The sequence below is a fragment of the Streptomyces sp. CB02959 genome (genome assembly GCF_002803155.1).
Classification (GTDB): Bacteria; Actinomycetota; Actinomycetes; order Streptomycetales; family Streptomycetaceae; genus Streptomyces.
The window spans coordinates 101,558-123,294 of the sequence record NZ_NNBP01000008.1 but is presented as its reverse complement, the minus strand read 5'-3'; the positions used below and the strand labels follow the sequence as shown (position 1 = coordinate 123,294).

21 protein-coding genes are annotated in these 21,737 nt (G+C 72.0%); 3 read left to right on the top strand and 18 right to left on the bottom strand.

The genetic code is table 11. The annotated features are described in order from the left end of the window. Positions 1–6 precede the first annotated feature (6 nt). On the top strand, positions 7–507 hold the full coding sequence (bldD, locus tag CG747_RS15375) for a transcriptional regulator BldD (protein ID WP_018539834.1): 501 nt from the start codon (positions 7–9) through the stop codon (positions 505–507). Between the two features lie 226 nt (positions 508–733). On the opposite strand, the gene nusB is transcribed toward bldD, so the two are convergent. From nusB to CG747_RS15300, 14 genes are all read right to left on the bottom strand, one after another. After that, positions 734–1,171, bottom strand: coding sequence for a transcription antitermination factor NusB (nusB, locus tag CG747_RS15370; RefSeq protein WP_100602287.1), 438 nt, complete (start codon positions 1,169–1,171; stop codon positions 734–736). A gap of 2 nt (positions 1,172–1,173) precedes the next feature. Further along, positions 1,174–1,740, bottom strand: a complete 567-nt coding sequence (gene efp / locus CG747_RS15365) for an elongation factor P (protein ID WP_100602286.1) — start codon at positions 1,738–1,740, stop codon at positions 1,174–1,176. Positions 1,741–1,806: 66 nt separating this feature from the next. Next, positions 1,807–2,913: an aminopeptidase P family protein gene (locus CG747_RS15360; protein ID WP_100602285.1), complete on the bottom strand. Its 1,107-nt coding sequence runs from the start codon at positions 2,911–2,913 to the stop codon at positions 1,807–1,809. Positions 2,914–2,979: 66 nt separating this feature from the next. Beyond that, on the bottom strand, positions 2,980–3,855 hold the full coding sequence (locus CG747_RS15355) for a Pro-rich N-terminal domain-containing protein (protein ID WP_100602284.1): 876 nt from the start codon (positions 3,853–3,855) through the stop codon (positions 2,980–2,982). Positions 3,856–4,084: 229 nt separating this feature from the next. Beyond that, positions 4,085–4,525 carry a type II 3-dehydroquinate dehydratase gene (aroQ, locus tag CG747_RS15350; protein WP_100602420.1) on the bottom strand — a complete coding sequence of 147 codons (441 nt, stop codon included), beginning with the start codon at positions 4,523–4,525 and terminating at the stop codon, positions 4,085–4,087. A gap of 5 nt (positions 4,526–4,530) precedes the next feature. Beyond that, positions 4,531–5,622 carry a 3-dehydroquinate synthase gene (aroB, locus tag CG747_RS15345; RefSeq protein WP_100602283.1) on the bottom strand — a complete coding sequence of 364 codons (1,092 nt, stop codon included), beginning with the start codon at positions 5,620–5,622 and terminating at the stop codon, positions 4,531–4,533. Next, complete coding sequence (locus CG747_RS15340) at positions 5,619–6,173, bottom strand: shikimate kinase (protein ID WP_100602282.1); 555 nt, start codon at positions 6,171–6,173, stop codon at positions 5,619–5,621. The genes aroB and CG747_RS15340 overlap by 4 nt, the downstream gene beginning before the upstream one ends. Next, entirely contained in the window at positions 6,170–7,354 is a 1,185-nt protein-coding gene (aroC, locus tag CG747_RS15335) for a chorismate synthase (RefSeq protein ID WP_100602281.1), read from the bottom strand. Before aroC ends, CG747_RS15340 begins: the two co-directional genes overlap by 4 nt. A gap of 105 nt (positions 7,355–7,459) precedes the next feature. Continuing rightward, entirely contained in the window at positions 7,460–8,296 is an 837-nt protein-coding gene (locus CG747_RS15330) for a shikimate dehydrogenase (RefSeq protein ID WP_100602280.1), read from the bottom strand. 10 nt (positions 8,297–8,306) lie between these two features. Further along, on the bottom strand, positions 8,307–10,145 hold the full coding sequence (gene mltG / locus CG747_RS15325) for an endolytic transglycosylase MltG (protein ID WP_100602279.1): 1,839 nt from the start codon (positions 10,143–10,145) through the stop codon (positions 8,307–8,309). Between the two features lie 126 nt (positions 10,146–10,271). Further along, a complete protein-coding gene (ruvX, locus tag CG747_RS15315) occupies positions 10,272–10,736 on the bottom strand; it encodes a Holliday junction resolvase RuvX (RefSeq protein ID WP_073450312.1) in 465 nt (154 codons plus the stop codon). 14 nt (positions 10,737–10,750) lie between these two features. Then, the gene (alaS, locus tag CG747_RS15310; RefSeq protein WP_100602278.1) at positions 10,751–13,420 is read right to left on the bottom strand and encodes an alanine--tRNA ligase; all 2,670 of its coding nucleotides are present in this window, start codon (positions 13,418–13,420) and stop codon (positions 10,751–10,753) included. Next, entirely contained in the window at positions 13,420–13,755 is a 336-nt protein-coding gene (locus tag CG747_RS15305; RefSeq protein ID WP_100602277.1) for a DUF6167 family protein, read from the bottom strand. Before CG747_RS15305 ends, alaS begins: the two co-directional genes overlap by 1 nt. An 8-nt stretch (positions 13,756–13,763) precedes the next feature. After that, positions 13,764–14,195, bottom strand: a complete 432-nt coding sequence (locus tag CG747_RS15300; protein WP_257980435.1) for a DUF948 domain-containing protein — start codon at positions 14,193–14,195, stop codon at positions 13,764–13,766. Positions 14,196–14,366: 171 nt separating this feature from the next. Here CG747_RS15300 and CG747_RS15295 point away from each other — a divergent pair, with 171 nt between their 5' ends. Then, entirely contained in the window at positions 14,367–16,556 is a 2,190-nt protein-coding gene (locus CG747_RS15295) for an AAA family ATPase (protein ID WP_100602275.1), read from the top strand. A gap of 21 nt (positions 16,557–16,577) precedes the next feature. Here the strand turns inward: CG747_RS15295 and rpsD are convergent, their stop codons facing one another. Further along, positions 16,578–17,189 (bottom strand): 30S ribosomal protein S4, encoded by a 612-nt coding sequence (rpsD, locus tag CG747_RS15290; RefSeq protein WP_100602274.1) that lies wholly within the window; start codon positions 17,187–17,189, stop codon positions 16,578–16,580. A 182-nt stretch (positions 17,190–17,371) separates the two neighbouring features. Here rpsD and CG747_RS15285 point away from each other — a divergent pair, with 182 nt between their 5' ends. Next, complete coding sequence (locus tag CG747_RS15285) at positions 17,372–18,124, top strand: DUF2470 domain-containing protein (RefSeq protein ID WP_100602273.1); 753 nt, start codon at positions 17,372–17,374, stop codon at positions 18,122–18,124. A 33-nt stretch (positions 18,125–18,157) separates the two neighbouring features. Here the strand turns inward: CG747_RS15285 and CG747_RS15280 are convergent, their stop codons facing one another. The 3 genes from CG747_RS15280 to hisS form a co-directional block, all read right to left on the bottom strand. Further along, the gene (locus CG747_RS15280; RefSeq protein ID WP_100602272.1) at positions 18,158–19,516 is read right to left on the bottom strand and encodes a replication-associated recombination protein A; all 1,359 of its coding nucleotides are present in this window, start codon (positions 19,514–19,516) and stop codon (positions 18,158–18,160) included. A 107-nt stretch (positions 19,517–19,623) separates the two neighbouring features. Beyond that, a complete protein-coding gene (locus CG747_RS15275; protein ID WP_100602271.1) occupies positions 19,624–20,265 on the bottom strand; it encodes a vitamin K epoxide reductase family protein in 642 nt (213 codons plus the stop codon). 197 nt (positions 20,266–20,462) lie between these two features. Next, on the bottom strand, positions 20,463–21,725 hold the full coding sequence (gene hisS, locus CG747_RS15270) for a histidine--tRNA ligase (RefSeq protein WP_100602270.1): 1,263 nt from the start codon (positions 21,723–21,725) through the stop codon (positions 20,463–20,465). Positions 21,726–21,737 lie beyond the last annotated feature (12 nt).

Here is a 21,737-nt window from a genome sequence, read left to right as displayed (position 1 = left end):
AGCTTTATGTCCAGCGAATACGCTAAACAGCTCGGGGCCAAGCTCCGCGCCATCCGTACCCAGCAGGGCCTCTCTCTCCATGGCGTCGAGGAGAAGTCCCAGGGCCGCTGGAAGGCCGTGGTGGTGGGGTCGTACGAGCGCGGCGACCGTGCCGTGACCGTACAGCGCCTTGCCGAGCTGGCGGACTTCTACGGCGTGCCGGTGCAGGAACTGCTGCCGGGCACGACGCCGGGCGGCGCCGCCGAGCCGCCGCCGAAGCTGGTGCTGGACCTTGAGCGTCTGGCCCACGTCCCGCAGGAGAAGGCCGGCCCGCTCCAGCGCTACGCCGCCACCATCCAGAGCCAGCGCGGTGACTACAACGGCAAGGTCCTCTCGATCCGTCAGGACGACCTGCGCACCCTCGCGGTGATCTACGACCAGTCGCCCTCGGTGCTCACCGAGCAGCTGATCAGCTGGGGCGTGCTGGACGCGGACGCCCGCCGGGCCGTGCAGCACGAGGAGATCTGACCGCTCCGAAGCCCCGCGCTTCACACGCAGAAACGTACCGCCGCTCCGGGCTTCCCGGGGCGGCGGTCCGCGTTTCCCGGGCCTGCGGGCACCGGCCGGGCTTCCCGTACAGGCGGACGACTGGACGGCGCGCAGACGCACGACGACGGGCCCGGAGCGATGTCCTATCGCTCCGGGCCCGTCGTCGTGCCTCGGTTCTCAGCAGATCAGCGGCCTCGCGGCCGGATCAGCGCGTCTCCTCGCGGCGCAGCCCCGGCTTCAGCTCCTTGAGCCGGGCGAGCAGGCCGTTGACGAACGACGGCGAGTCGTCGGTGGAGAACTCCTTGGCCAGCTGCACGGCCTCGTCGATCGCCACCGCATCCGGCGTGCCGTCCACCCAGAGCAGTTCGTAGGCCCCGAGCCGGAGGATGGAGCGGTCGGCCGCCGGCATCCGGTCCAGGTCCCAGTCCACGGAGTAGGTGGAGATGAGCTCGTCGATGCGGGCGATGTGCTCCGCGTACCCCTCGACCAGTTCCAGGGTGTACTCGTGCACCGGCGGCTGGCGGGGGTCGGTCCGGGCATGGCGCATCCAGTCCGCGAGCACGGACTGCACATCGGCACCGCGCTGGTCGGCCTCGAAGAGGATCTGGAAGGCGCGCTTACGGGCCTTGGTGCGGGCAGCCACGGTTAGCTGTTCACCCGGCCGAGGTAGTCGCCGGTACGGGTGTCGACCTTGATCTTCTCACCGGTGGCGATGAAGAGCGGGACCTGGATCTCGTAGCCGGTCTCCAGGGTGGCGGGCTTGGTGCCACCGGTGGAGCGGTCGCCCTGGAGGCCCGGCTCGGTCTCCTTGATGACGAGCTCGACGGCGGCCGGCAGCTCGACGTAGAGGACCTGGCCCTCGTTCTGCGCGACGACGGCCTCGAAGCCCTCGAGCAGGAAGTTGGCGGCGTCACCGACGGTCTTGCGGTCGATGTGCAGCTGGTCGTAGGTGTCCATGTCCATGAAGACGAAGTAGTCGCCGTCCATGTACGAGAACTGCATGCCACGCTTGTCGACGGTGGCCGTCTCGACCTTGGTACCGGCGTTGAAGGTCTTGTCCACCACCTTGCCGGAGAGCACATGCTTGAGCTTGGTGCGGACGAAGGCCGGGCCCTTACCGGGCTTGACGTGCTGGAACTCTACGACGGACCAGAGCTGGCCGCCGTCGAGCTTGAGCACCATGCCGTTCTTGAGGTCGTTCGTGGAAGCCACGGTTGCGGAATCTCCTGGACTACAGGTGGTGGGTACCGAGGAACCGCCCCCAGCGAGCCCGGTGGCTCACAGGGCGAGCAGCTCCTTGGTTGTGATCGTGAGTAGCTCGGGTCCGCCGTCCGCCTCGGGGCGCACGACGAGGGTGTCGTCGATCCGGACACCGCCACGGCCCGGGATGTGGACCCCTGGCTCGACGGTGACCGGGACGCAAGCATCCAGTTTACCCATGGCCCCGGGGGACAACTGAGGGTCCTCGTCGATTTCCAGTCCGACACCGTGCCCGGTCCACGGCCCGAGCCCCTCGCCGTGCCCCGCCCGCTCCAGGATCTGGCGGGTCACCCGGTCCACCTCGTGGCACTCCACGCCCGGCGCGAGCGCCTCCCGGCCGGCCTTCTGGGCTGCGAAGACCAGGTCGTAGAGGTCGATCTGCCAGTCCGCCGGCGTCGTGCCGATGACGAAGGTCCGGCCGATCTCGCAGCGGTAGCCGCGGTAGTTCGCGCCCAGGCCGACGGTGAGGAAGTCGCCCTCCTCGACCCGGCGGTCGGTGGGCAGGTGTCCGGCGCGCCCGGAGTTCGGTCCGGTGGCGACGGAGGTGGGGAAGGCCGGGCCGTCGGCGCCGTGGTCGACCAGGCGGCGCTCCAGTTCGAGCGCGAGGTGGCGTTCGGTGCGGCCGACCAGGATCGACTCCAGGAGTTCGCCCAGTGCCTGGTCGCTGATCTCGGCGGCGATCCGCAGGCAGGCGATCTCGTCGTCGTCCTTGACCAGCCGCTGCGCCTCGACGGCGCAGGCCAGGTCGGCGAGTCGCATCCGGGGCGCGATCCGGGACAGCGCCCGGTGGCGGGTGACGGTGAGGTGGTGCTCCTCCACGGCGAGGGTCTCCGCGCCCGCCTTGGCGGCCAGACCGGCGGCCGCCACCACGGGGTCGCTGCCGCGGGCGGGCAGCACCGAGACCCGTACGTCGTCTGCGGGGCGCCCCTCGGTGGGATCGCCGGTGAGCGGCCGGCCGCAGACCAGGACGTCGTCGCCGGGAGCCAGCAGCAGGGCCGCGCCGGGTGGGGTGCAGCCGGTGAGATAGCGGACGTTGGCGGGGCGCGAGATCAGTGCGGCGGTACTTCCGGTTGCGGCGCAGCGGTCGCGCAGCTGCGCGCGTCGGACCGCGTACAACTCGGACATATCGTCAGCGTACGACCGCTCTCCCGGGCTGGCCGTTCGAGACGGCCGGCCGGGGGACGGGGCCGGCTACCAGCTGGGCGGACTGGCGATGCTGCGGGCGACGACCTCGTCGAGCTGCCGCACGGTGGTGGCGACGTCGTGCTGGGAGTTGTCGATGATCGGCAGCCCGGAGCCGTACCAGCCGGCCATCCGGCCGTGGATGCGGGCCACCTCCTCGTCGGACAGCCGGCGGTTGCCGGTGCGCCGGGCGTTCCGCTCCAGGACGACCTCCAGGCCCGGGAGCAGCACGATCGGCAGCAGGCCGGGGCCGACGTGGCGCTTCCAGCCGCCGAGGCCGACGACCGGGCGGTCCGGGAAGACCGCGTCGTCGAGGATGCAGGAGATGCCGTTGGCGAGGAAGTTGCGCGCGGCGAAACCGCAGGTGCGGCGGGCCAGGCGGTACTGCGCCTCGGAGTTGTCGTTCCAGCCGGACTGCGGGTCGGCGAAACCGGACCGGACCCATTCGCGGACGTCGTCCAGGCTGATGTGCGCGGTCGGCACCCTGCGGGTGTCGGCCCAGTGCCGGGCGACGCTGGTCTTGCCGGCGCCGGCCGGGCCGATCAGCAGCACCGCGACGGCGGCGTGCGCGGCGTCCGCGGCGGCGTTGCCCGGCGGCGGGCTGGGCAGCGGGACGGGGGCACCGGAGGGCAGCTGGACGTGGCCGGTGATGTCGTTGCTGTGCGGCGCGGGCGGGGCCTGGTGGGGCGCGGGGGCGTGCCAGCCCTGCCCCGGGGCGGTGTGCGCCGGTGGGGCGGGGGGCGGCGGCGGGGCCGCGGGGGTGTGCGGCACGCCGGGCGGGTGGGGCTGGCCGGGGTGGGGCGTCCAGTTCATGGTCGTGCCGGCGCCCTGGGGGTGAAGTGGGCCGCGGGGCGGTGGCAGCGGAGCCCCCACTGCGTACTGCATCCGGTGGCTCTCCGTCTCGTGCGGTCGACGTGGTGCGGGGCGGCGCACCGGGCGGGGTGGCCCGGTGCGCCGTTGAGGCAACTGCGGGGCGGGTACGGGTCGTTGCCGCCCCACCGCCGGGTGGTGCTGCGGTGAACCGTACTCTCCCGGCAACCGCCAGGAGGTTTCCCTACCCCCGGCGTCCGTCGAATGAACGGCCGAGGGCACGGGTGTATGGACGGCTCGCCGGTCAGCCGTTCAGTTCCTCGGCGAGGGCGCGCAGCGCCAGGCGGTACGAGCCGATGCCGAAACCCGCGATGGTGCCGCTGGCGACGGCCGCGATGACCGAGGTGTGGCGGAACTCCTCGCGGGCGTACGGGTTGGAGATGTGCACCTCGATCAGCGGGGCGGTGCGCTGGGCCGCCGCGTCCCGCATCGCGTACGAGTAGTGCGTGAACGCGCCGGGGTTGATGACGACCGGGACGGCGCCGTCGGCGGCCTCGTGCAGCCAGCGGACCATCTCGCCCTCGTCGTTGGTCTCCCGCACCTCGGCCTCGAAGCCGAGCTCCTTGCCGAGCCGGGCGCACTCGGCGACCAGTCCGGCGTAGGAGGTGGCGCCGTAGACGTCGGGCTCGCGGGAGCCCAGCCGGCCGAGGTTGGGGCCGTTGAGGACCAGCACGCGGCGGCTCACCGGGCTCACGCCGCGATCTCGGCGTGCGCCGCGAGCAGCATCGCCGGGTCCGGGCCCTCCAGGACGGTCGGCTTGGCCAGGCCGTCGAGGACGATGAAGCGGAGCCGGTCGCCGCGGGACTTCTTGTCGACCTTCATGGTCTCCAGCAGCTTGGGCCACTGGTCGCCGCGGTAGGTCAGGGGCAGTCCGACGGAGGCCAGAACGGCGCGGTGCCGGTCGGCGGTGGCGTCGTCCAACCGGCCGGCGATCCGGCCGAGTTCGGCGGCGAAGACCATGCCGACGGAGACCGCGGCGCCGTGCCGCCAGTTGTAGCGCTCGTTCTTCTCGATGGCGTGGGCCAGGGTGTGGCCGTAGTTGAGGATCTCCCGCAGGCCGGACTCCTTGAGGTCGGCGGAGACCACCTCGGCCTTGACCCGGATCGCCCGCTCGATCAGCTCGGAGGTGTGCGGGCCGTCGGGACGCTTGGCGCCCTCCGGGTCCCCCTCGATCAGGTCGAGGATCGCCGGGTCGGCGATGAAACCGGCCTTGATGACCTCGGCCAGCCCGGAGACGTAGTCGTGGACCGGGAGGGTGTCCAGCGCGGCCAGGTCGCAGAGCACCCCGGCCGGCGGGTGGAAGGCGCCGACGAGGTTCTTGCCCTCGGCGGTGTTGATGCCGGTCTTGCCGCCGACCGCGGCGTCCACCATGCCCAGGACGGTGGTCGGTACGGCGATCCAGCGCACCCCGCGCAGCCAGGTCGCGGCGACGAAGCCGGCCAGGTCTGTGGTGGCGCCGCCGCCCACGCCGACGATCACGTCGGTGCGGGTGAAGCCGGTCTGGCCGAGCGCCTTCCAGCAGTAGGCGGCGACCTCGGCGGTCTTGGCCTCCTCTGCGTTGGGCAGCTGGATGGCGATCGCCTCGTAGCCCTGCCCGGCCAGGTCCTCGCGCAGCGCCTCACCCGTGGTGGCCAGCGCCTCGGGGTGCAGCACGGCGACGCGCTTGGCCGCGTCGCCGATCAGGCCGGGGAGTTCGCCCAGCAGCTGCCGCCCGACGAGGACCTCGTAGGGGTCGGTGCCGGCGGTACCGCCGACCTGGATGCGGGTGGCCTGCTCGGTCATGCCTGTTCCTCCCTGCCGGCGGGCCGCGCGGCGTCCGCGGCCGGCCGTAGCTCCAAAGCGTCCACGATCGCGTCGACGGCGTCCTCGGGGGTGCGGCCCCCGGTGGCGATCACGGTCCGTGCGACCTCGGTGTAGAGCGGACGGCGCCGCTCCATCAGCTCGCGCCACTGCTTGCGCGGGTTGACCGCGAGCAGCGGGCGGGGCGCGTCGAGCCCCACCCGCTTGACGGCGTCGGCGAGTTCGACGTCCAGGAAGACCACGGGCAGCCCCGTCAGCAGCTTCCGGGTGCCGTCGTCCATGATCGCGCCGCCGCCGAGGGCGAGCACTCCGCAGTGGCCGTCGAGGGCGGTGCGGACCGCCTCCCGCTCCAGCTCGCGGAAGTGCGGCTCGCCGTCCTCGATGAAGATCTCGGCGATCGGCTTGCCGGCGGTGGCGACGATGTCGGTGTCGGTGTCGCGGTACTCCACGCCCAGCCGCTCGGCCAGCAGCGCGCCCACGGTGGACTTGCCGGCCCCGGGCGGGCCGACCAGTACGACGACGGGCGCGGTCACTTGATCGCCAGGTTGTCGAGGAAGCTCTGGACGTTGCGGCGGGTCTCCGGCACGCTGTCGCCGCCGAACTTCTCCACCACCGCGTCGGCCAGCACCAGCGCCACCATCGCCTCGGCGACGATGCCGGCGGCCGGGACCGCGCAGACGTCGGAGCGCTGGTGGTGCGCCTTGGCCGCCTCGCCGGTGCTGACGTCGATCGTCGCCAGCGCCCGCGGCACCGTCGCGATCGGCTTCATCGCGGCCCGGACGCGCAGGAGTTCGCCGGTGGTCAGACCGCCCTCGGTGCCGCCGGAGCGGCCGGAGGCGCGCTTGATCCCCTCGTCGGTGGCGAGGATCTCGTCGTGCGCCTTCGAACCGGGCACCCGCGCCAGGTCGAAGCCGTCGCCGACCTCGACGCCCTTGATGGCCTGGATGCCCATCAGGGCGGCGGCCAGCCGGGCGTCCAGGCGGCGGTCCCAGTGGACGTGCGAACCGAGGCCGACCGGCACTCCGTAGGCCAGGACCTCGACGACGCCGCCGAGCGTGTCGCCGTCCTTGTGGGCCTGGTCGATCTCGGCGACCATCGCCTTCGACGCGTCGGCGTCCAGGCAGCGCACCGGGTCGGCGTCCAGCTTCTCGACGTCGGCGGGCGTGGGGTAGACGCCGTACGGGGCCTTGGCCGAGGCCAGCTCGACGACGTGCGAGACGATCTCGATACCGGCCGTCTCCTTGAGGAAGGAGCGGGCGACGGTGCCCAGGGCGACCCGGGCCGCGGTCTCGCGGGCGGAGGCGCGCTCCAGGATCGGGCGGGCCTCGTCGAAGCCGTACTTCTGCATGCCGGCGAGGTCGGCGTGGCCGGGGCGGGGGCGGGTCAGCGGGGCGTTGCGGGCCTGCTCGGCCAGCACGCTCTCGTCGACCGGGTCGGCGGCCATCACCTGCTCCCACTTGGGCCACTCGGTGTTGCCGACCATGATCGCGACGGGGGAGCCCAGCGAACGGCCGTGCCGCACGCCGCCGAGGAAGGTGACCTCGTCCCGCTCGAACTTCATCCGGGCACCGCGGCCGTAGCCGAGCCGGCGGCGGGCCAGGGCGTCCGCCACCATCTCCGTGGTGATCGGCACGCCGGCGGGAAGGCCCTCCAGCGTCGCCACGAGTGCGGGGCCGTGCGACTCCCCCGCCGTCAGCCAGCGCAACCTGCTCAACGGTGCTCCTCAGTTACTGCTCATCCGCGTACGGTCTCCTCTGAATCCTCCCACGTCGGGCAGGGCGCGCGGCGCGCCGTCCAGGGTGCGGACCGCGGCGACCACTCAGCGGGCGGCGAGCGCCGCCTCGCCCGCCCGGCGCATCGCGGCCAGCGGCGCCGGGGCCCGGCCGGTCATCTGCTCGACCTGGAGGACGGCCTGGTGGACCAGGAGGTCCAACCCGCCGACGACGGCGCCGCCGCGGTCGGACCAGGCGGCGGCCAGCGCCGTCGGCCAGGGCTCGTAGAGGACGTCGAAGAGGGTGCCGGGCCGGTCGGGTACGGCGGCGGCGAGCGGGTCGGTGCTGCCCGCCGGGGTGGTCGCGACGACCAGCGGCGCCTCGAAGGCCGCGGCGGCGTCGTCCCACGGGGCGGTGCGGACCGGGACGCCGAGCCGTTCACCCCAGCCGCGCATCTCGTCGGCGCGCGCCGCGCTCCGCACGTACGCGGTGACCTCACCGGTGCAGATCCGGGCGAGCGCGGCCAGCGCCGAGGAGGCGGTGGCGCCGGCGCCGAGGACGGCGGCCCGCTCGACCTGCTGGACGCCGCGCTCGCGCAGCGCGGCGAGCATGCCCGGGATGTCGGTGTTGTCGCCGCGCCGGCGCCCGTCGGGGGTGAACACGACGGTGTTGACCGCCTCGACGGAGGCCGCGGTGGGGCTGATCTCGTCCAGCAGCGGGATCACCGCGCGCTTGAGCGGCATGGTCAGCGACAGTCCCGCCCACTCGGGGCCGAGCTTCTCCAGGAACGCGGGCAGCCCGGTCTCGTCGACCTCGTGGCGGCCGTACTCCCAGCCGGTCAGCCCGAGTTCGTCGTAGGCGGCGCGGTGCAGCACCGGCGAGAGGGAGTGCGCGATGGGCGATCCGAGGACCGCCGCCTTCTTGTGCTCAGGACTGTGGGACACCGGCTGGCCTTCAGTTTCCGTTCTTCTGCTCTTGTTGCCGCTTGTTGAATTCCTGGACGAGCTTCTCGTGGTCGGTGTAGTTGGTGGTGAAGTCCGTCTTCTTGCCGTCCACCGAGATGAAGTAGAGCCACTTATTGGAGTTGTCCGGGTTGATCGTGGCCTTGAGCGCGTCCGCGCCGGGATTTCCGATCGGACCGGGCGGGAGTCCCCGGTAGAAGTACGTGTTGTAGGGATCGTCGTAGTGCCGGATCTCCTGCGTACTGATATTGATCTTGCTCTGGTTCTTCAGGTAGTTGAACGTCGAGTCGAATTCCAGCTTCTGGTTCGTGGCCGTGTTGGTCGGGGCCAACCGGTTGTAGACGACGGCCGCCATCTTCCGGAAGTCATCGTGCGTCATGCCCTCGGCCTGGGTGAGGCTGGCGACGGTGATGAGCTGGAGCGGAGAGTCCAGATGGAATTTCTTGGCGTTCGATTCGAGATCGTACTTCTGGTATTCCTGAGTGGCCCGCGAGATCATTTGCCGGAGCACGTCCGCGGGTTTTGCGTGATCGCCGACGCTGTACGTCGAGGGGTAGAGGAAGCCCTCCAGCGGGTCCTTGATCTTCGGGGAGTCGTCGGCCCACGACGGCAGCCCGAGGTTCTTCGCCTCGCTGTGCGCGATCTCCTTGGTGGCGCCCGCCTTGAGCTTGAGCTTCTTGTCGATCAGCGTGTAGACCGCGCCGGCCCGCAGCCCCTCTCGGATCGTCAGGCCGTTACGGCTTCGCGGATCCGACATCAGGGCTACGGCCGAGGCCGCGGACATGTGCTCGCGCAGCGAATACGAACCGGGCTGCAGAAGTTTGTCCTTCTTGCCGTCGACGGCCGCTGCGGAAAACGCGTCGGCGCTCTTGACCACGCCCTCGCGCTTCAGGATCAGGCCCATCTGCAAGATGGTGGAGCCGTCGGGGATGTCGACCTGCACAGCCCCGCTGCCCTCGCCCTCGTAGTCGGGGGCCGAGCCGAAGTGGCGCATGAGGAAGTCGTAGCCGAAGTAGCCGCCGCCACCGACGACACCGGCCAGCGCCAGCGTCACGACCAGGCAGGCGGTACCGCTGCGCCGCTTGTTCTTCTTGTTCTTGCCCTTGCGGCCCCGGCCGTCGCGGCCCGACCGGTCGTCGTCCTCGTCGTCGTAGCCGTCGTCCTCGGCGTCCGGCTCGTCGGCGAAGAACGGGTGGTCCCGCTCCCGCTTGCGCGGCTCCGGCTCGTCGGCGTCCGGTGCCGCCCGCCAGTCGTCACCGGCCGGGTCGTCGTAGGGCTCCCCGGCCGGCGGGTGCTGCTGCGGGCCGGGCCCCGGCGGGTAGTCGCCGGGACGCTGCGGATGCGGCGGCTGCCCGTACTGCTGCTGGTGCGGGTCGGACAGCGCCTGCTCCGGCATGCCGTGCTGCGGGGCCGGCGGCTGGGCCGGCATCTGGTGGGTCTCCTGGATGCCGTAGCCGTCCGACCCGCCGTAGTAGTCGTGACCCGCGTAGTTCTGGCCGGTCTGGTGCGGGGCCGGGTATTCCTGGCCCGGCTGGAGGTACGGGTCGGCCGGCTGGTGCTGCCCATACGGGTCGTACGGGTCGTACGCCGGCCGGCCGCCCGGCGGCTGGGTGCCGTCCCAGCCGCCGTGGCCCGCCGGGTACTGCTGCTGCGGGTACTGCTGCTGAGGGTGCTGCTCGTGCTGGGGGTACTGCTGCTGGGGATACCCGGTGGGCTGCTGTCCGCCCCACTGCGGCTGCTGCTCCTGGCCTCCGTAAGGACCACGGTCTCCGTAGAGCGGGTCGTCGGGATGCCACGGTTCGGAGCCGTAGCCCCGGCCATACTCGGTCATCGATCCCCTAGAGCCGAGAGGCGGGGCGCACCATCGGGGTGGCGCCTGTCGTACCGTTCCGCCTCTGCTTGCACGCGCGGCTGTTCGAACCGCCGCCACAACGCGCGGAACGTTACCGTACCGCGATCAGATGACCACTTCGACGTGCTCCCCGGGCGGCCGCCCGGACGTGCGTTCGGTTTCCAGTGCGCTCTGCAGGATGACCACCGCGGCGGCCTGGTCGACCACCGAGCGGCCCTTCTTGCTGCGGACCCCGGAGGCCCGCAGCCCGTGGGTCGCGGTGACCGTCGACATCCGCTCGTCGACCAAACGGACCCCGACGGGGGCGATGTTCCGGGCGAGTTCCTGGGCGAAGGCCCGGACCTTGGCCGCGGCCGGCCCCTCTCCCCCACTGAGGGAGCGGGGCAGGCCGACCACCACCTCGAGCGGCTCGTACTCCTCGACGATCGCCTTGAGCCGCCGGTGCGCCGCCGGGACGTCACGCCCCGGCACGGTCTCGACGGGGGTGGCGAGGACCCCGTCGGGGTCGCACGAGGCGACCCCGATCCGGGCGTCCCCGACATCCACGGCGATGCGGCGGCCGCGTCGCATGTCGCTCACGTCGGTCAGGCCGCCTCGACCACGAGGCGCTCGACGGCCTCGATGGCCTCGGGCACCGCGGCGGCGTTCTGGCCACCGCCCTGGGCGACGTCCGGCTTGCCGCCGCCCCCGCCGCCGAGCGTCTTGGCGGCGGTGCGGACCAGGTCGCCGGCCTTGATGCCGCGCTCGCGGGCGGCCTCGTTGGTCGCGATGACGGTCAGCGGGCGGCCGCCCGCCACGGTGAAGAGGGCCACCACGGCGGGGCGGTCGCCCTGGATCCGGCCGCGCACGTCGAGGACCAGCTTGCGCAGGTCGTCGGCGCCGGTGCCGTCCTGGACCTGAGCGGAGACCAGGGCCACGCCGCGGACGTCCTTGGCGCCCCCGGCCAGCCCGGCCGCGGCCTGCAGGACCTTCTCCGCGCGGAACTTCTCGATCTCCTTCTCCGCGTCCTTCAGCTTGGCCAGGACACCGGAGATCTTCTCCGGCAGCTCCTCCGGACGCCCCTTGACCAGCTCGGTGAGCTGCGAGACGACGGTGTGCTCACGCGCCAGGAAGCGGTAGGCGTCCACGCCGACCAGCGCCTCGACGCGGCGCACACCGGAGCCGATGGAGGACTCGCCGAGCAGCTTCACCAGGCCCAGCTGCGCGGTGTTGTGGACGTGCGTACCGCCGCACAGCTCCTTGGAGAAGTCGCCGATGGTGACCACGCGGACCCGCTCGCCGTACTTCTCGCCGAACTCGGCGATGGCGCCCTGCTTCTTGGCCTCGTCCATGCTCATGACCTCGGCGTGCACGTCGAGCTCACGGGCCAGCACGTCGTTGATCTTCTGCTCGACGTCGGTGAGGACCGAGCCCGGCACGGCGGCCGGCGAACCGAAGTCGAAGCGGAAGCGGCCCGGGGAGTTCTCCGAACCGGCCTGGGCGGCCGTCGGGCCCAGGGCGTCGCGCAGCGCCTGGTGGGTGAGGTGGGTGGCGCTGTGGGCACGGGCGATGGCCCGGCGGCGCTGGATGTCGATGGCGGCGTACGCGGCGGAGCCGAGCAGCACCTCGCCGACCTGCACCACGCCCTTGTGGACGATGACGCCGGGGACCGGCTGCTGGACGTCGCGGACCTCGATGACGGCGCCGTTGTCCAGCTTGATGCGGCCGGTGTCGGCGAGCTGGCCGCCGCCCTCGGCGTAGAACGGGGTGCGGTCCAGCACGACCTCGACCTCGTCGCCCTCGTGGGCGGCCGGGGCCGAGACGCCGTTGACCACGAGGCCGGCGACGGTGGACTCGCCCTCGGTGTCGGTGTAGCCGGTGAAGACCGAGGAGCCGGACTTGTCGGCGATCTCGCGGTACGCCGACATGTCGGCGTGGCCGTGCTTCTTGGCCTGGGCGTCGGCCTTGGCGCGCTCCCGCTGCTCCTTCATCAGGCGGCGGAAGCCGTCCTCGTCCACCGACAGGCCCTGCTCGGCGGCCATTTCGAGGGTGAGGTCGATCGGGAAGCCCCAGGTGTCGTGGAGCAGGAACGCCTTGTCGCCGGGGAGCACCGTGCCGCCGGCGGCCTTGGTGTCGGTGACGGCGGTGTCGAGGATGTTGGTGCCGGCCTTGAGGGTCTTGAGGAAGGCGACCTCCTCGGCGAGGGCGACCGTCTCGATCCGCTTGCGGTCCTCCAGGAGCTCCGGGTACTGCTGGCCCATCGCCCGGATGACCACGTCGAGCAGGTCGGCGACGACCGGGCCGGTGGCGCCCAGCAGCCGCATGTTGCGGATGGCGCGGCGCATGATGCGGCGCAGGACGTAGCCGCGGCCCTCGTTGCCGGGGGTGACGCCGTCGCCGATGAGCATCGTCGAGGTGCGCATGTGGTCGGCGACCACGCGCAGCGAGACGTCGGAGTCGTCGGCGGCGCCGTAGCGGACGCCGGTCAGCTCACCGGCCTTGTCGATGACCACCCGGAGGGTGTCGGTCTCGTACATGTTCTGGACGCCTTGCAGGATCATGGCGAGGCGTTCGAGACCGAGGCCGGTGTCGATGTTCTTCGACGGCAGTTCCCCGAGGATCTCGAAGTCCTCCTTGCCGATGCCCGCGCCGCGCTCGTACTGCATGAAGACCAGGTTCCAGATCTCCACGTAGCGCTCGTCGTTGACGGCCGGGCCGCCCTCGACGCCGAAGGCGGGACCCCGGTCGTAGTTGATCTCCGAGCACGGGCCGCACGGGCCCGGTACGCCCATGGACCAGTAGTTCTCCTTCTTGCCCAGGCGCTGGATGCGCTCCTTGGGCACCCCGACGACCTCGTGCCAGATGCGCTCGGCCTCGTCGTCGTCCAGGTAGACGGTGATCCAGAGCTTCTCGGGCTCCAGGCCGTAGCCGCCCTCCGCCACGGGAGTCGTCAGCAACTCCCAGGCGTACTTGATGGCGCCTTCCTTGAAGTAGTCGCCGAAGGAGAAGTTGCCGCACATCTGGAAGAACGTGCCGTGCCGGGTGGTCTTGCCGACCTCCTCGATGTCCGGCGTCCGGACGCACTTCTGCACGCTGGTGGCGGTCTTGAAGGGGGCCTTGACCTCGCCGAGGAAGTACGGCTTGAAGGGGACCATGCCCGCCGGAACCAGCAGCAGCGTCGGGTCGTCCGCGATAAGCGACGCCGACGGCACGACGGTGTGCCCGCGCTCTTCGAAGAAGCGCAGCCAGCGGCGGCGGATTTCAGCCGACTCCATCAGTGGTCCTCTTTTCCGGTGGGTCCGGTCAGCCCGGGTGTTCTCGTGGTTCGGTACGACGTTTCGAGCACCGCACGACGCGGTGCGGGCAGCTCACGCGCCTCGGTGGGCTCCGCGAGCCCGAGGGCGTCGTGCAGTTGCTCTTCACGGTCCGCCATTCCGGCCCGTACGTCCAATGCAAATTGACGCAGCCGGTGTCCGGTCTCGACGGCCTTGTCCGCGGCCTGCGCGGCGAGGCTGTCGGGCTGCAGCTTGCGCAGCTTTTGGTGGACCTTGTTGGTGGCCCACACCCCGGCGGCGGCGCCGGTGGTGAACCAGAATGCGCGGCGGAACATCGCGGTGATCAGTCCTTGGAGCGACGGGAGCGGCGCCCGCCGCGGCGGGCGCCGGGCAGGGTGCGGCCGACGACGGTGCGGTCCGGCTCGGGCAGGCCCTTCTTGCCGATCGCACGCCGTACGCCGTAGCCGAACGCGGCGACCTTGACCAACGGCCCGCCGAAGGCGGTGGAGACGGTCGAGGAGAGCGCGGAGGCGTTGGCGGTGACCTCTTGGACGTCGGCGGCGATGGCGTCGACGCGGGCGAGCTGGGTGTGCGCGGAGCGGACGGTCGCGGACGCGTCGGCGAGAAGCGGAACGGCCTGCTCGGACACCTCGGTCACCATCTTGGTGGTCGCCTTGAGGGTCTGTGCGAGCCTCACCAGCACGAGGGCGAGGAACGACACGAGGATCGCCCAGAAGACGGCCACGAGGATCCCGGCCACCTCTCCACCGGACACGCTGGCACCACTCTCCGACTGGTCTGCTCTGGTCTGGTCTCGTCCTGCTCGAACGGCAACCTTGACCTTATCGCGCCGTGACTGTCCGTCCGTACCGTGTTCCCCGTCCCGTCCGGCCACCGGAAGGGGTGATTGTACGGTCCGCATCGCCACGAGTACGCTCCGTGTGCCATGCGACGCCTCACGCGCCCTGGTCCCGCCTCCCGCCGCTCCTCCGCCCGCCCGCGGGCCCGCGGGAACCTCCCCGCGGAGCTGAACCGCTTCGTCGGCCGCGCGGACGAACTCGCCGCGCTCGACCGGCACCTGTCAGCCGACCGCCTCGTCACCCTCATCGGCCTGGGCGGCGTGGGGAAGTCCCGGCTCGCCCGGTACAGCGCAGCGATCTTGCAGGATCGCTTCTGCGACGGGGTGTGGCTGGTCGAGGTGTCCGCGCTGCACGAGGGGCACCTGCTGGACCACGCGGTCGCCGAGGCCCTGGCGCTGGCCGACCACTCCGGTCGGCCGGTGCGCACGGCGCTCGGCGCCCACCTCGCCGACCGCGAACTGCTGCTCGTCCTCGACGGCTACGAGCACCTGGTCGACGACTGCGCCGAGTTGACCGCCGAACTGCTGCGGCGCGCCCCCCGGCTGCGCGTACTGGCAGCCGGGCGCCGGCCGCTGGACCTGCCCGGCGAGCAGACGCTGCCGGTGCCCCCGATGGGCGATGCCGACGCCGCCGCGCTGTTCGCCGACCGGGCCGCCGCCGTGCTGCCCGGTTTCACCGTCGGGCCCGGCAACGAGCCGGCCGTCACCGAGCTGTGCCACCGCCTGGACGGCATCCCGCTGGCGCTGGAACTGGCCGCCGGGCGGCTGCGGGCGCTCTCCCTGGAACAGGTGCTGCACCGGCTCGACGACCGCTTCCGGCTGCTGGCCGGCACCGTCCGCGGGGCGCCGGTGCGCCACCGGACGCTGCGCACCGCGATCGGCTGGAGCCACGAGCTGTGCACCTCCGACGAGCGGCTGCTGTGGGCCCGACTGTCGGTGTTCGCCGGGCAGTTCGACCTGGAGGCGGCCGAGTACGTCTGCTCGGGACCGGACCTGCCCGTCGAGGAACTCCTCGACGTCATCGGGGAGTTGGTCGCCCAGTCGGTACTCGTCCGGGAGGAGACCGCGGCCGGGGTGCGCTACCGGATGCTGGACACCGTACGGGCATACGGCGCGGACTGGCTGGCGGCGACGGGGGACGGCGAACGGCTGCGGCGGCGGCACCGCGACTGGTACCTGGGGCTCGCGACCTGGTGCGAGCTGGACTGGTTCAGTCCCCGGCAGGCCGAGATCGCGGCCCGGATCGACGCCGAGCTGCCCAATCTGCGGGTGGCGCTGGAGCACAGCCTGGAAAGCCCCCGGGACACCCACCTCGGCCAGTACCTGGCCGGCACGCTGTGGTTCTACTGGGTGGGCTGCGGACGCCTGTCGGAGGGCCGGCACTGGCTCGACCGGGCACTGGAGCTGGACGGCGGCCACGAGGAGGCCCGGCTGAAGGCACTGTGGGTGGCGGGCTACGTGGCGGTGCTCCAGGGCGACACGGTGGGGGCGCTGGGGATGCTCCAGGAGTGCCGCGAGGAGGCCGAGCGGACCGGCAACGCCACGGCCGCCGCGTACGCGCTGCACCGCACCGGCTGCCTGGCGCTGGTCTGCGACGACATGCCCCGCGCCGAGACACTGCTGCGCGGGGCGCTGCACCACTACCGCGAGATCGGCGAGCTCAACAGCAACGTGCTGATGGGGCAGGTCGAACTGGCGCTGGCGGTGGCCTTCCAGGGCGAGCTGGACGACGCGGTGCGGCTGTGCGAGGACGTCCGGGAGGTGTGCGGGGACCACGGGGAGCGCTGGACGCTGGCGTACGCCCTGTTCGTACTGGGCTTCGCGGCGTGGTCGCGCGGGGACGGCGGCCGGGCCCGAGCGCTGCTGGAGGAGGCGCTGGCGATCGACCATTCCTTCCACGACCTGCTGGGCGCGGTGCTGGCGATCGAGCTGCTGGCCCTGGTCACGCTGAGCGAGGGCGACGTGGAGGAGGCGGCGGTGCTGCAGGGCGCGGCGGGGCGGATCTGGCCCTCGGTGGGGCTTCCGCTGTTCGGCTCGCGCCATTTCAACCAGCCGCACGCGCTGTGCGAGCGGCAGGCCCGGGAACGGCTGGGCGCGGCGCGCTACGAGCACTGCCTGCGGGCCGGCGGGCAACTGGACCTGGACGCGGCGGTCGCACGGATCCTCAAGCCCGCGGACGGCGTACCGGGCCCGCGCGGGGAGCTGCGGATCACCGCGCCGGCTCCGCACCGGCCCGCCGCCTCCCCGTCCGCGAGCGGAGGGGAGTCGGCGGGCTGAGCGGTGCGCCTGCCGGGTGGATCAGCGGGCGTAGTACTCGACGACGAGCTGCTCGTCGCAGATCACCGGGATCTCCTTGCGGTTGGGGTCCCGGTCCAGGCGGAACGCCAGGGCCTGGAGGTTGACCTCCAGGTAGCGCGGGGTCTCGCCGTCGGGGGCGTAGCCACCCTCACGGGCCACCTGGAAGGGGTGCTTGTCGCGGCTGCGCTCGCGGACCATCACCACGTCGCCGGGGCGGACGCGGAAGGACGGCTTGTCGACCTTGCGGTCGTTGACCGAGATGTGGCCGTGGACCACCATCTGGCGGGCCTGGTAGATCGTCCGGGCCAGGCCCGAACGCAGGACGAGCGCGTCCAGACGGCGCTCAAGCTCGATGATCAGGGCCTCGCCCGTCTTGCCTTCGACCTTCCGAGCGCGGTCGTAGGCACGAGCCATCTGGCGCTCGCTGATGTCGTACTGGGCGCGCAGACGCTGCTTCTCCAGCAGTCGGACCTTGTAGTCACTGCTCTGCTTGCGGCCACGGCCGTGCTCGCCGGGCGGGTAGGGACGGGCCTCGAAGTACTTGACGGCCTTCGGCGTCAGCGCGATGCCGAGCGCACGGGACTTCTTGACCTTGGGACGCGACTGGTTCACGTGGAACGTTCCTCCATGTAAGTTAGGTGAGGCTTACCTTAGCGCGAGGAGAACGCATGTTTCGACCTGGGATCCACCTGCCCGGCGCGGACCGCACCGGGACGGGTCAGCCGCGTCCCGTGGAAGACGCCCAGCGGCCCTCGGCGGCTGAGCGCGTACGAACTCTCGTCGAGTCCCATGCTATGGCGTCACTGGACATCCCCGGAGTCGAGGATCCCGACGAGAGCGGCCTCTCGGCGCCCGTCTGCCGGACCGTGACGGCCGAAGGAGACGTGCTGCTCCTGGCTCCTGGGGACTCCGCGGCCGCCCGGGCGGCCGCGCACGCCCAGGACGACGACCTACCGGTCGTGATGGAGATCACGGATGTGGCGCCGGTTTCGGTGCCCCATCGGATCCGCGGCCGCGCCTGGGTGGCCGGCTGGCTCACCCCCGTGCGCAACGAGCAGCGCGCCCGGGCCGCGATGCTGCTCGCCGAGCGGCACCCGGTCGGCGAGCTGCTGGGCGTCGGCGAGGCACTGGCCGAAGAGCCGGCCCCGGGCGCCTACGGGCGCCCCGCCTGGGCACTGCTGCGCCTGGAGGTCGGCGAGGGCGCGGTGGACGACCTGTGGGGCGCGGAGTCCTTCGAACCGGAGGAGTTCGCCGCCGCGGCACCCGACCCGCTGGTCGCCCACGAGGCGGAGCTGCTCCAGCACCTGCACGCGGCCCACGCCGAGCAGGTGCGCGGACTGTGCGCGCTGCTCGGCGACCGCAACGAGGTCTGCGGACTGCGGGACCACGCCGTCCCGGTGGGCCTGGACCGCTTCGGGCTGCGGGTCCGCTTCACCGACGGCGACCGGCGGACCTTCGACGCCCGCTTCGACTTCCCCGAGCCGGTGCGCGACGTCGCCGAGCTGCGCCGGGCGATGCACATGCTCTTCGAGGCCGCGGCCTCCTGACCGGCCGCCGCGGCCCCGCCGGCCGCACCCCGGTCAGTCGCCGTGCTCGCCGCGCAACCGGGCCCGGACCCGCTCGGCGACATCGGCGTAGCGCGCCTCGGTGCCGTGCCGGGTGGGGGTGTAGTAGCGCGTGCCGTGCACCGCGTCCGGGGCGTACTGCTGGGCCGCGATCCCGCCCGGCACATCGTGCGGGTACTGGTAGCCCTGGCCGTGGCCCAGCTTCTGGGCGCCCTGGTAGTGGCCGTCGCGCAGATGCGGGGGCACCGGCCCTGCCTTGCCGGCCCGGACGTCCGCCAGGGCCGCGTCTATCGCCAGATACGCGGCGTTCGACTTCGGGGCGAGGGCGAGCGCGATGGTGGCCTGGCTCAGCGTGATCCGGGCCTCGGGGAAGCCGATCAGCGCCACCGCCTGGGCGGCGGCCACCGCGGTCTGCAGCGCCGACGGATCGGCCAGGCCGATGTCCTCACTGGCCGAGATCATCAGCCGGCGGGCGATGAACCGCGGGTCCTCCCCCGCCTCGATCATCCGTGCCAGATAGTGCAGCGCGGCATCGACGTCGGAGCCGCGGATGGACTTGATCAGGGCGCTGGCGACGTCGTAGTGCTGGTCGCCGGCCCGGTCGTACTTCACCGCCGCACGGTCCACCGCCTCCTCCAGCGTCCGGAGGGAGATCTCCCCCTCCCCCCTGGCCAGCGCGGAACCCGCACCCGCCTCCAGCGCCGTCAGCGCCCGCCGGGCGTCACCACCCGCGATCCGCAGCAGATGGGCTGCGGCGTCCTCGGGCAGGGTGACCGCCCCGCCGAGCCCGCGCTCGTCGGTCAGCGCGCGGTGCAGCAGGCCCCGCAGGTCGTCGTCGGTGAGCGGTTCCAGGGTCAGCAGCAGCGAGCGGGAGAGCAGCGGGGAGATCACCGAGAAGTACGGGTTCTCGGTCGTGGCGGCGATCAGCGTCACCCAGCGGTTCTCCACCGCGGGCAGCAGGGAGTCCTGCTGGGCCTTGCTGAAGCGGTGGATCTCGTCGAGGAAGAGGACGGTGTCCTTGCCGTAGCCGCCCGAGGCGCGGCGGGCGCCGTCGATGACCGCCCGGACCTCCTTGACGCCGGCCGTGATCGCGGAGAGCTCGACGAAGCGCTTGTTGGTCGCCTGGCTGACGACGTACGCCAGGGTCGTCTTGCCGATGCCGGGCGGCCCCCACAGGAACACCGACGACGGCCCCGCCGGGCCGCCGGCGCCCTCGCCGACCAGCCGCCGCAGCGGCGAGCCGGGCTTGAGCAGATGCTGCTGGCCGACGACTTCGTCGAGGGTGCGGGGGCGCATGCGTACGGCGAGAGGGGACCCCGCCGGGTCCTTCTCCTGACGGTCTTCCGCGGCGGCGGTGAACAGGTCGGGCTCCACGTCTACGGAGCCTATGCCACCCCACTGACAACGCCCCGGCCGCCGTGGTCGGCGGGCCGGGGCGCGGAAGCGGTCCGGGAGGCGTCAGGGGCGCGTCCCGGGACGACTCAGAGCAGGCTGCTCCAGTACGACCACCAGCGGGTCAGGATCAGCAGCGCGATCACGCCGTACCAGAGCACCGGGACGACCCAGTGGAACTCCACGACCGCGTCGCGCAGCCCCCGGGGCGCCGGGATGATGCCGTGCTTGAGGTTGTGCACCGTGGTGTACCAGAACATCAGGACGGTCACGCACCAGGTCAGCGAGCACCACAGGCAGAGCGCGTTGATGTCGTACAGCGACTGGGTCATCAGCCACATGCAGAAGACCGCGGCCAGCAGCGTGCCGACGTTCAGGCCGAGCCAGTACCAGCGGCGGAAGCGGGCACCCGCCAGCAGGGCCATGCCGATCGCGATGACCACCGCGAAACCGACCAGCCCGGCCATCGGGTTGGGGAAGCCGAAGGCCTCCGCCTGCTTGCTCTGCATGACGCTGCCGCAGGAGATGATCGGGCTGAGGCTGCAGGCCGGCTTGAAGTTCGGGTCCTTCAGCAGCTCGAACTTGTCCAGCGTGATGATCCAGGCGGTCAGTGCGCCGAGCGCTCCGGTGATCACCAGGAGCAGAGCGAAGCCTCGACCGGAGCCGATGGTTTCCGCGGCGCTCGCGCGGTCGTCGTCGGTGGACACGTCGTCAAGCGCTGTCGTCGTCATATGGCCGTTCCGTCGGTCACGTGGGGAGGTGGGGCTCGGCCGGCGGTCCCGGCCGCGTCCTTCATTGTGCCGCACCTCCCTGTGAAGCCGGGGTGCCCTGGGCGGATCCGGGGTGATTCGGCACTCCCCGGCGTTGACGCGAGGGGGCCCGGACGGCGCACTGCCGTCCGGGCCCCCTCGGGGTCGGTACCGCCGGCTCAGGCCAGCGCCCGCCGGACCTCGTCGACCAGCGCGTCCAGCGCGACCGGAGTCTGCTCACCGCTCTGCAGGTCCTTGAGCTGGACGATGCCCTCGGCCAGGTCCCGCTCGCCGGCCACCAGGGCCAGCCGTGCGCCGGAGCGGTTGGCGGACTTCATGGCGTTCTTCAGGCCCTTGCCGCCGTAGGCGAAGTCGGTGGCGACCCCGGCCCGGCGCAGCTCGGTGACCTTGCCGAACAGGACCCGGCGGGCCTCCTCGCCGAGCGGGACCGCGTAGACGGAGGTGGCGGCCGGCAGGTCGAGGGTGATGCCCTCGGCCTCCAGGGCCAGCACCGTGCGGTCGACGCCCAGCGCCCAGCCGACGGACGGCAGCGCGGGGCCGCCGATCATCTCCGAGAGGCCGTCGTAGCGGCCGCCGCCGCCCACCGCGGACTGCGAGCCGAGACCGTCGTGGACGAACTCGAAGGTGGTGCGGGTGTAGTAGTCCAGGCCGCGGACCAGCTTCGGGTCGTCCTCGAAGGCCACGCCCGCCGCGGTCAGCAGCTCGCGCACCTGCTCGTGGTAGGTCTTGCACGCCTCGCAGAGGTAGTCGCGCAGCATCGGCGCGCCGATCAGCTGCTCCTGGACCGACTCCCGCTTGTCGTCCAGGACGCGCAGCGGGTTGATGTCGATCCGGCGGCGGGTGTCCTCGTCCAGCTCCAGCCCGCGCAGGAAGTCCTGGAGCGCGGCGCGGTAGACGGGACGGCACTCCTTGTCGCCCAGCGAGTTGAGCAGGATCCGGAAGTCGCGCAGCCCCAGCGAGCGGTACGACTGGTCGGCCAGGATGATCAGCTCGGCGTCCAGCGCCGGGTCCTCGACACCGATCGCCTCGGCGCCGACCTGCGAGAAGTGCCGGTAGCGGCCCTTCTGCGGGCGCTCGTAGCGGTAGTACGAGCCGGAGTACCAGAGCTTGACCGGCAGGTTGCCGCCCTTGTGGAGGTTGGCCTCCAGCGCGGCGCGCAGGGTGGACGCGGTGCCCTCGGGGCGCAGGGCGAGCCTGTCGCCGCCCTTGGTCTCGAAGGCGTACATCTCCTTGGTGACGATGTCGGTGGACTCACCGACACCGCGGGCGAACAGCTCGACGTTCTCGAAGCCGGGCGTCTCGATGTAGCCGTAACCGGAGTTCTTCAGCGGTGCGGAGATCGCCTCGCGCACCGCGAGGTACGTCGCGGAGTTCGGCGGGATCAGGTCGTAGGTGCCCTTGGGTGCCTGAAAGGTGCTCACGGAAGGTTCTCG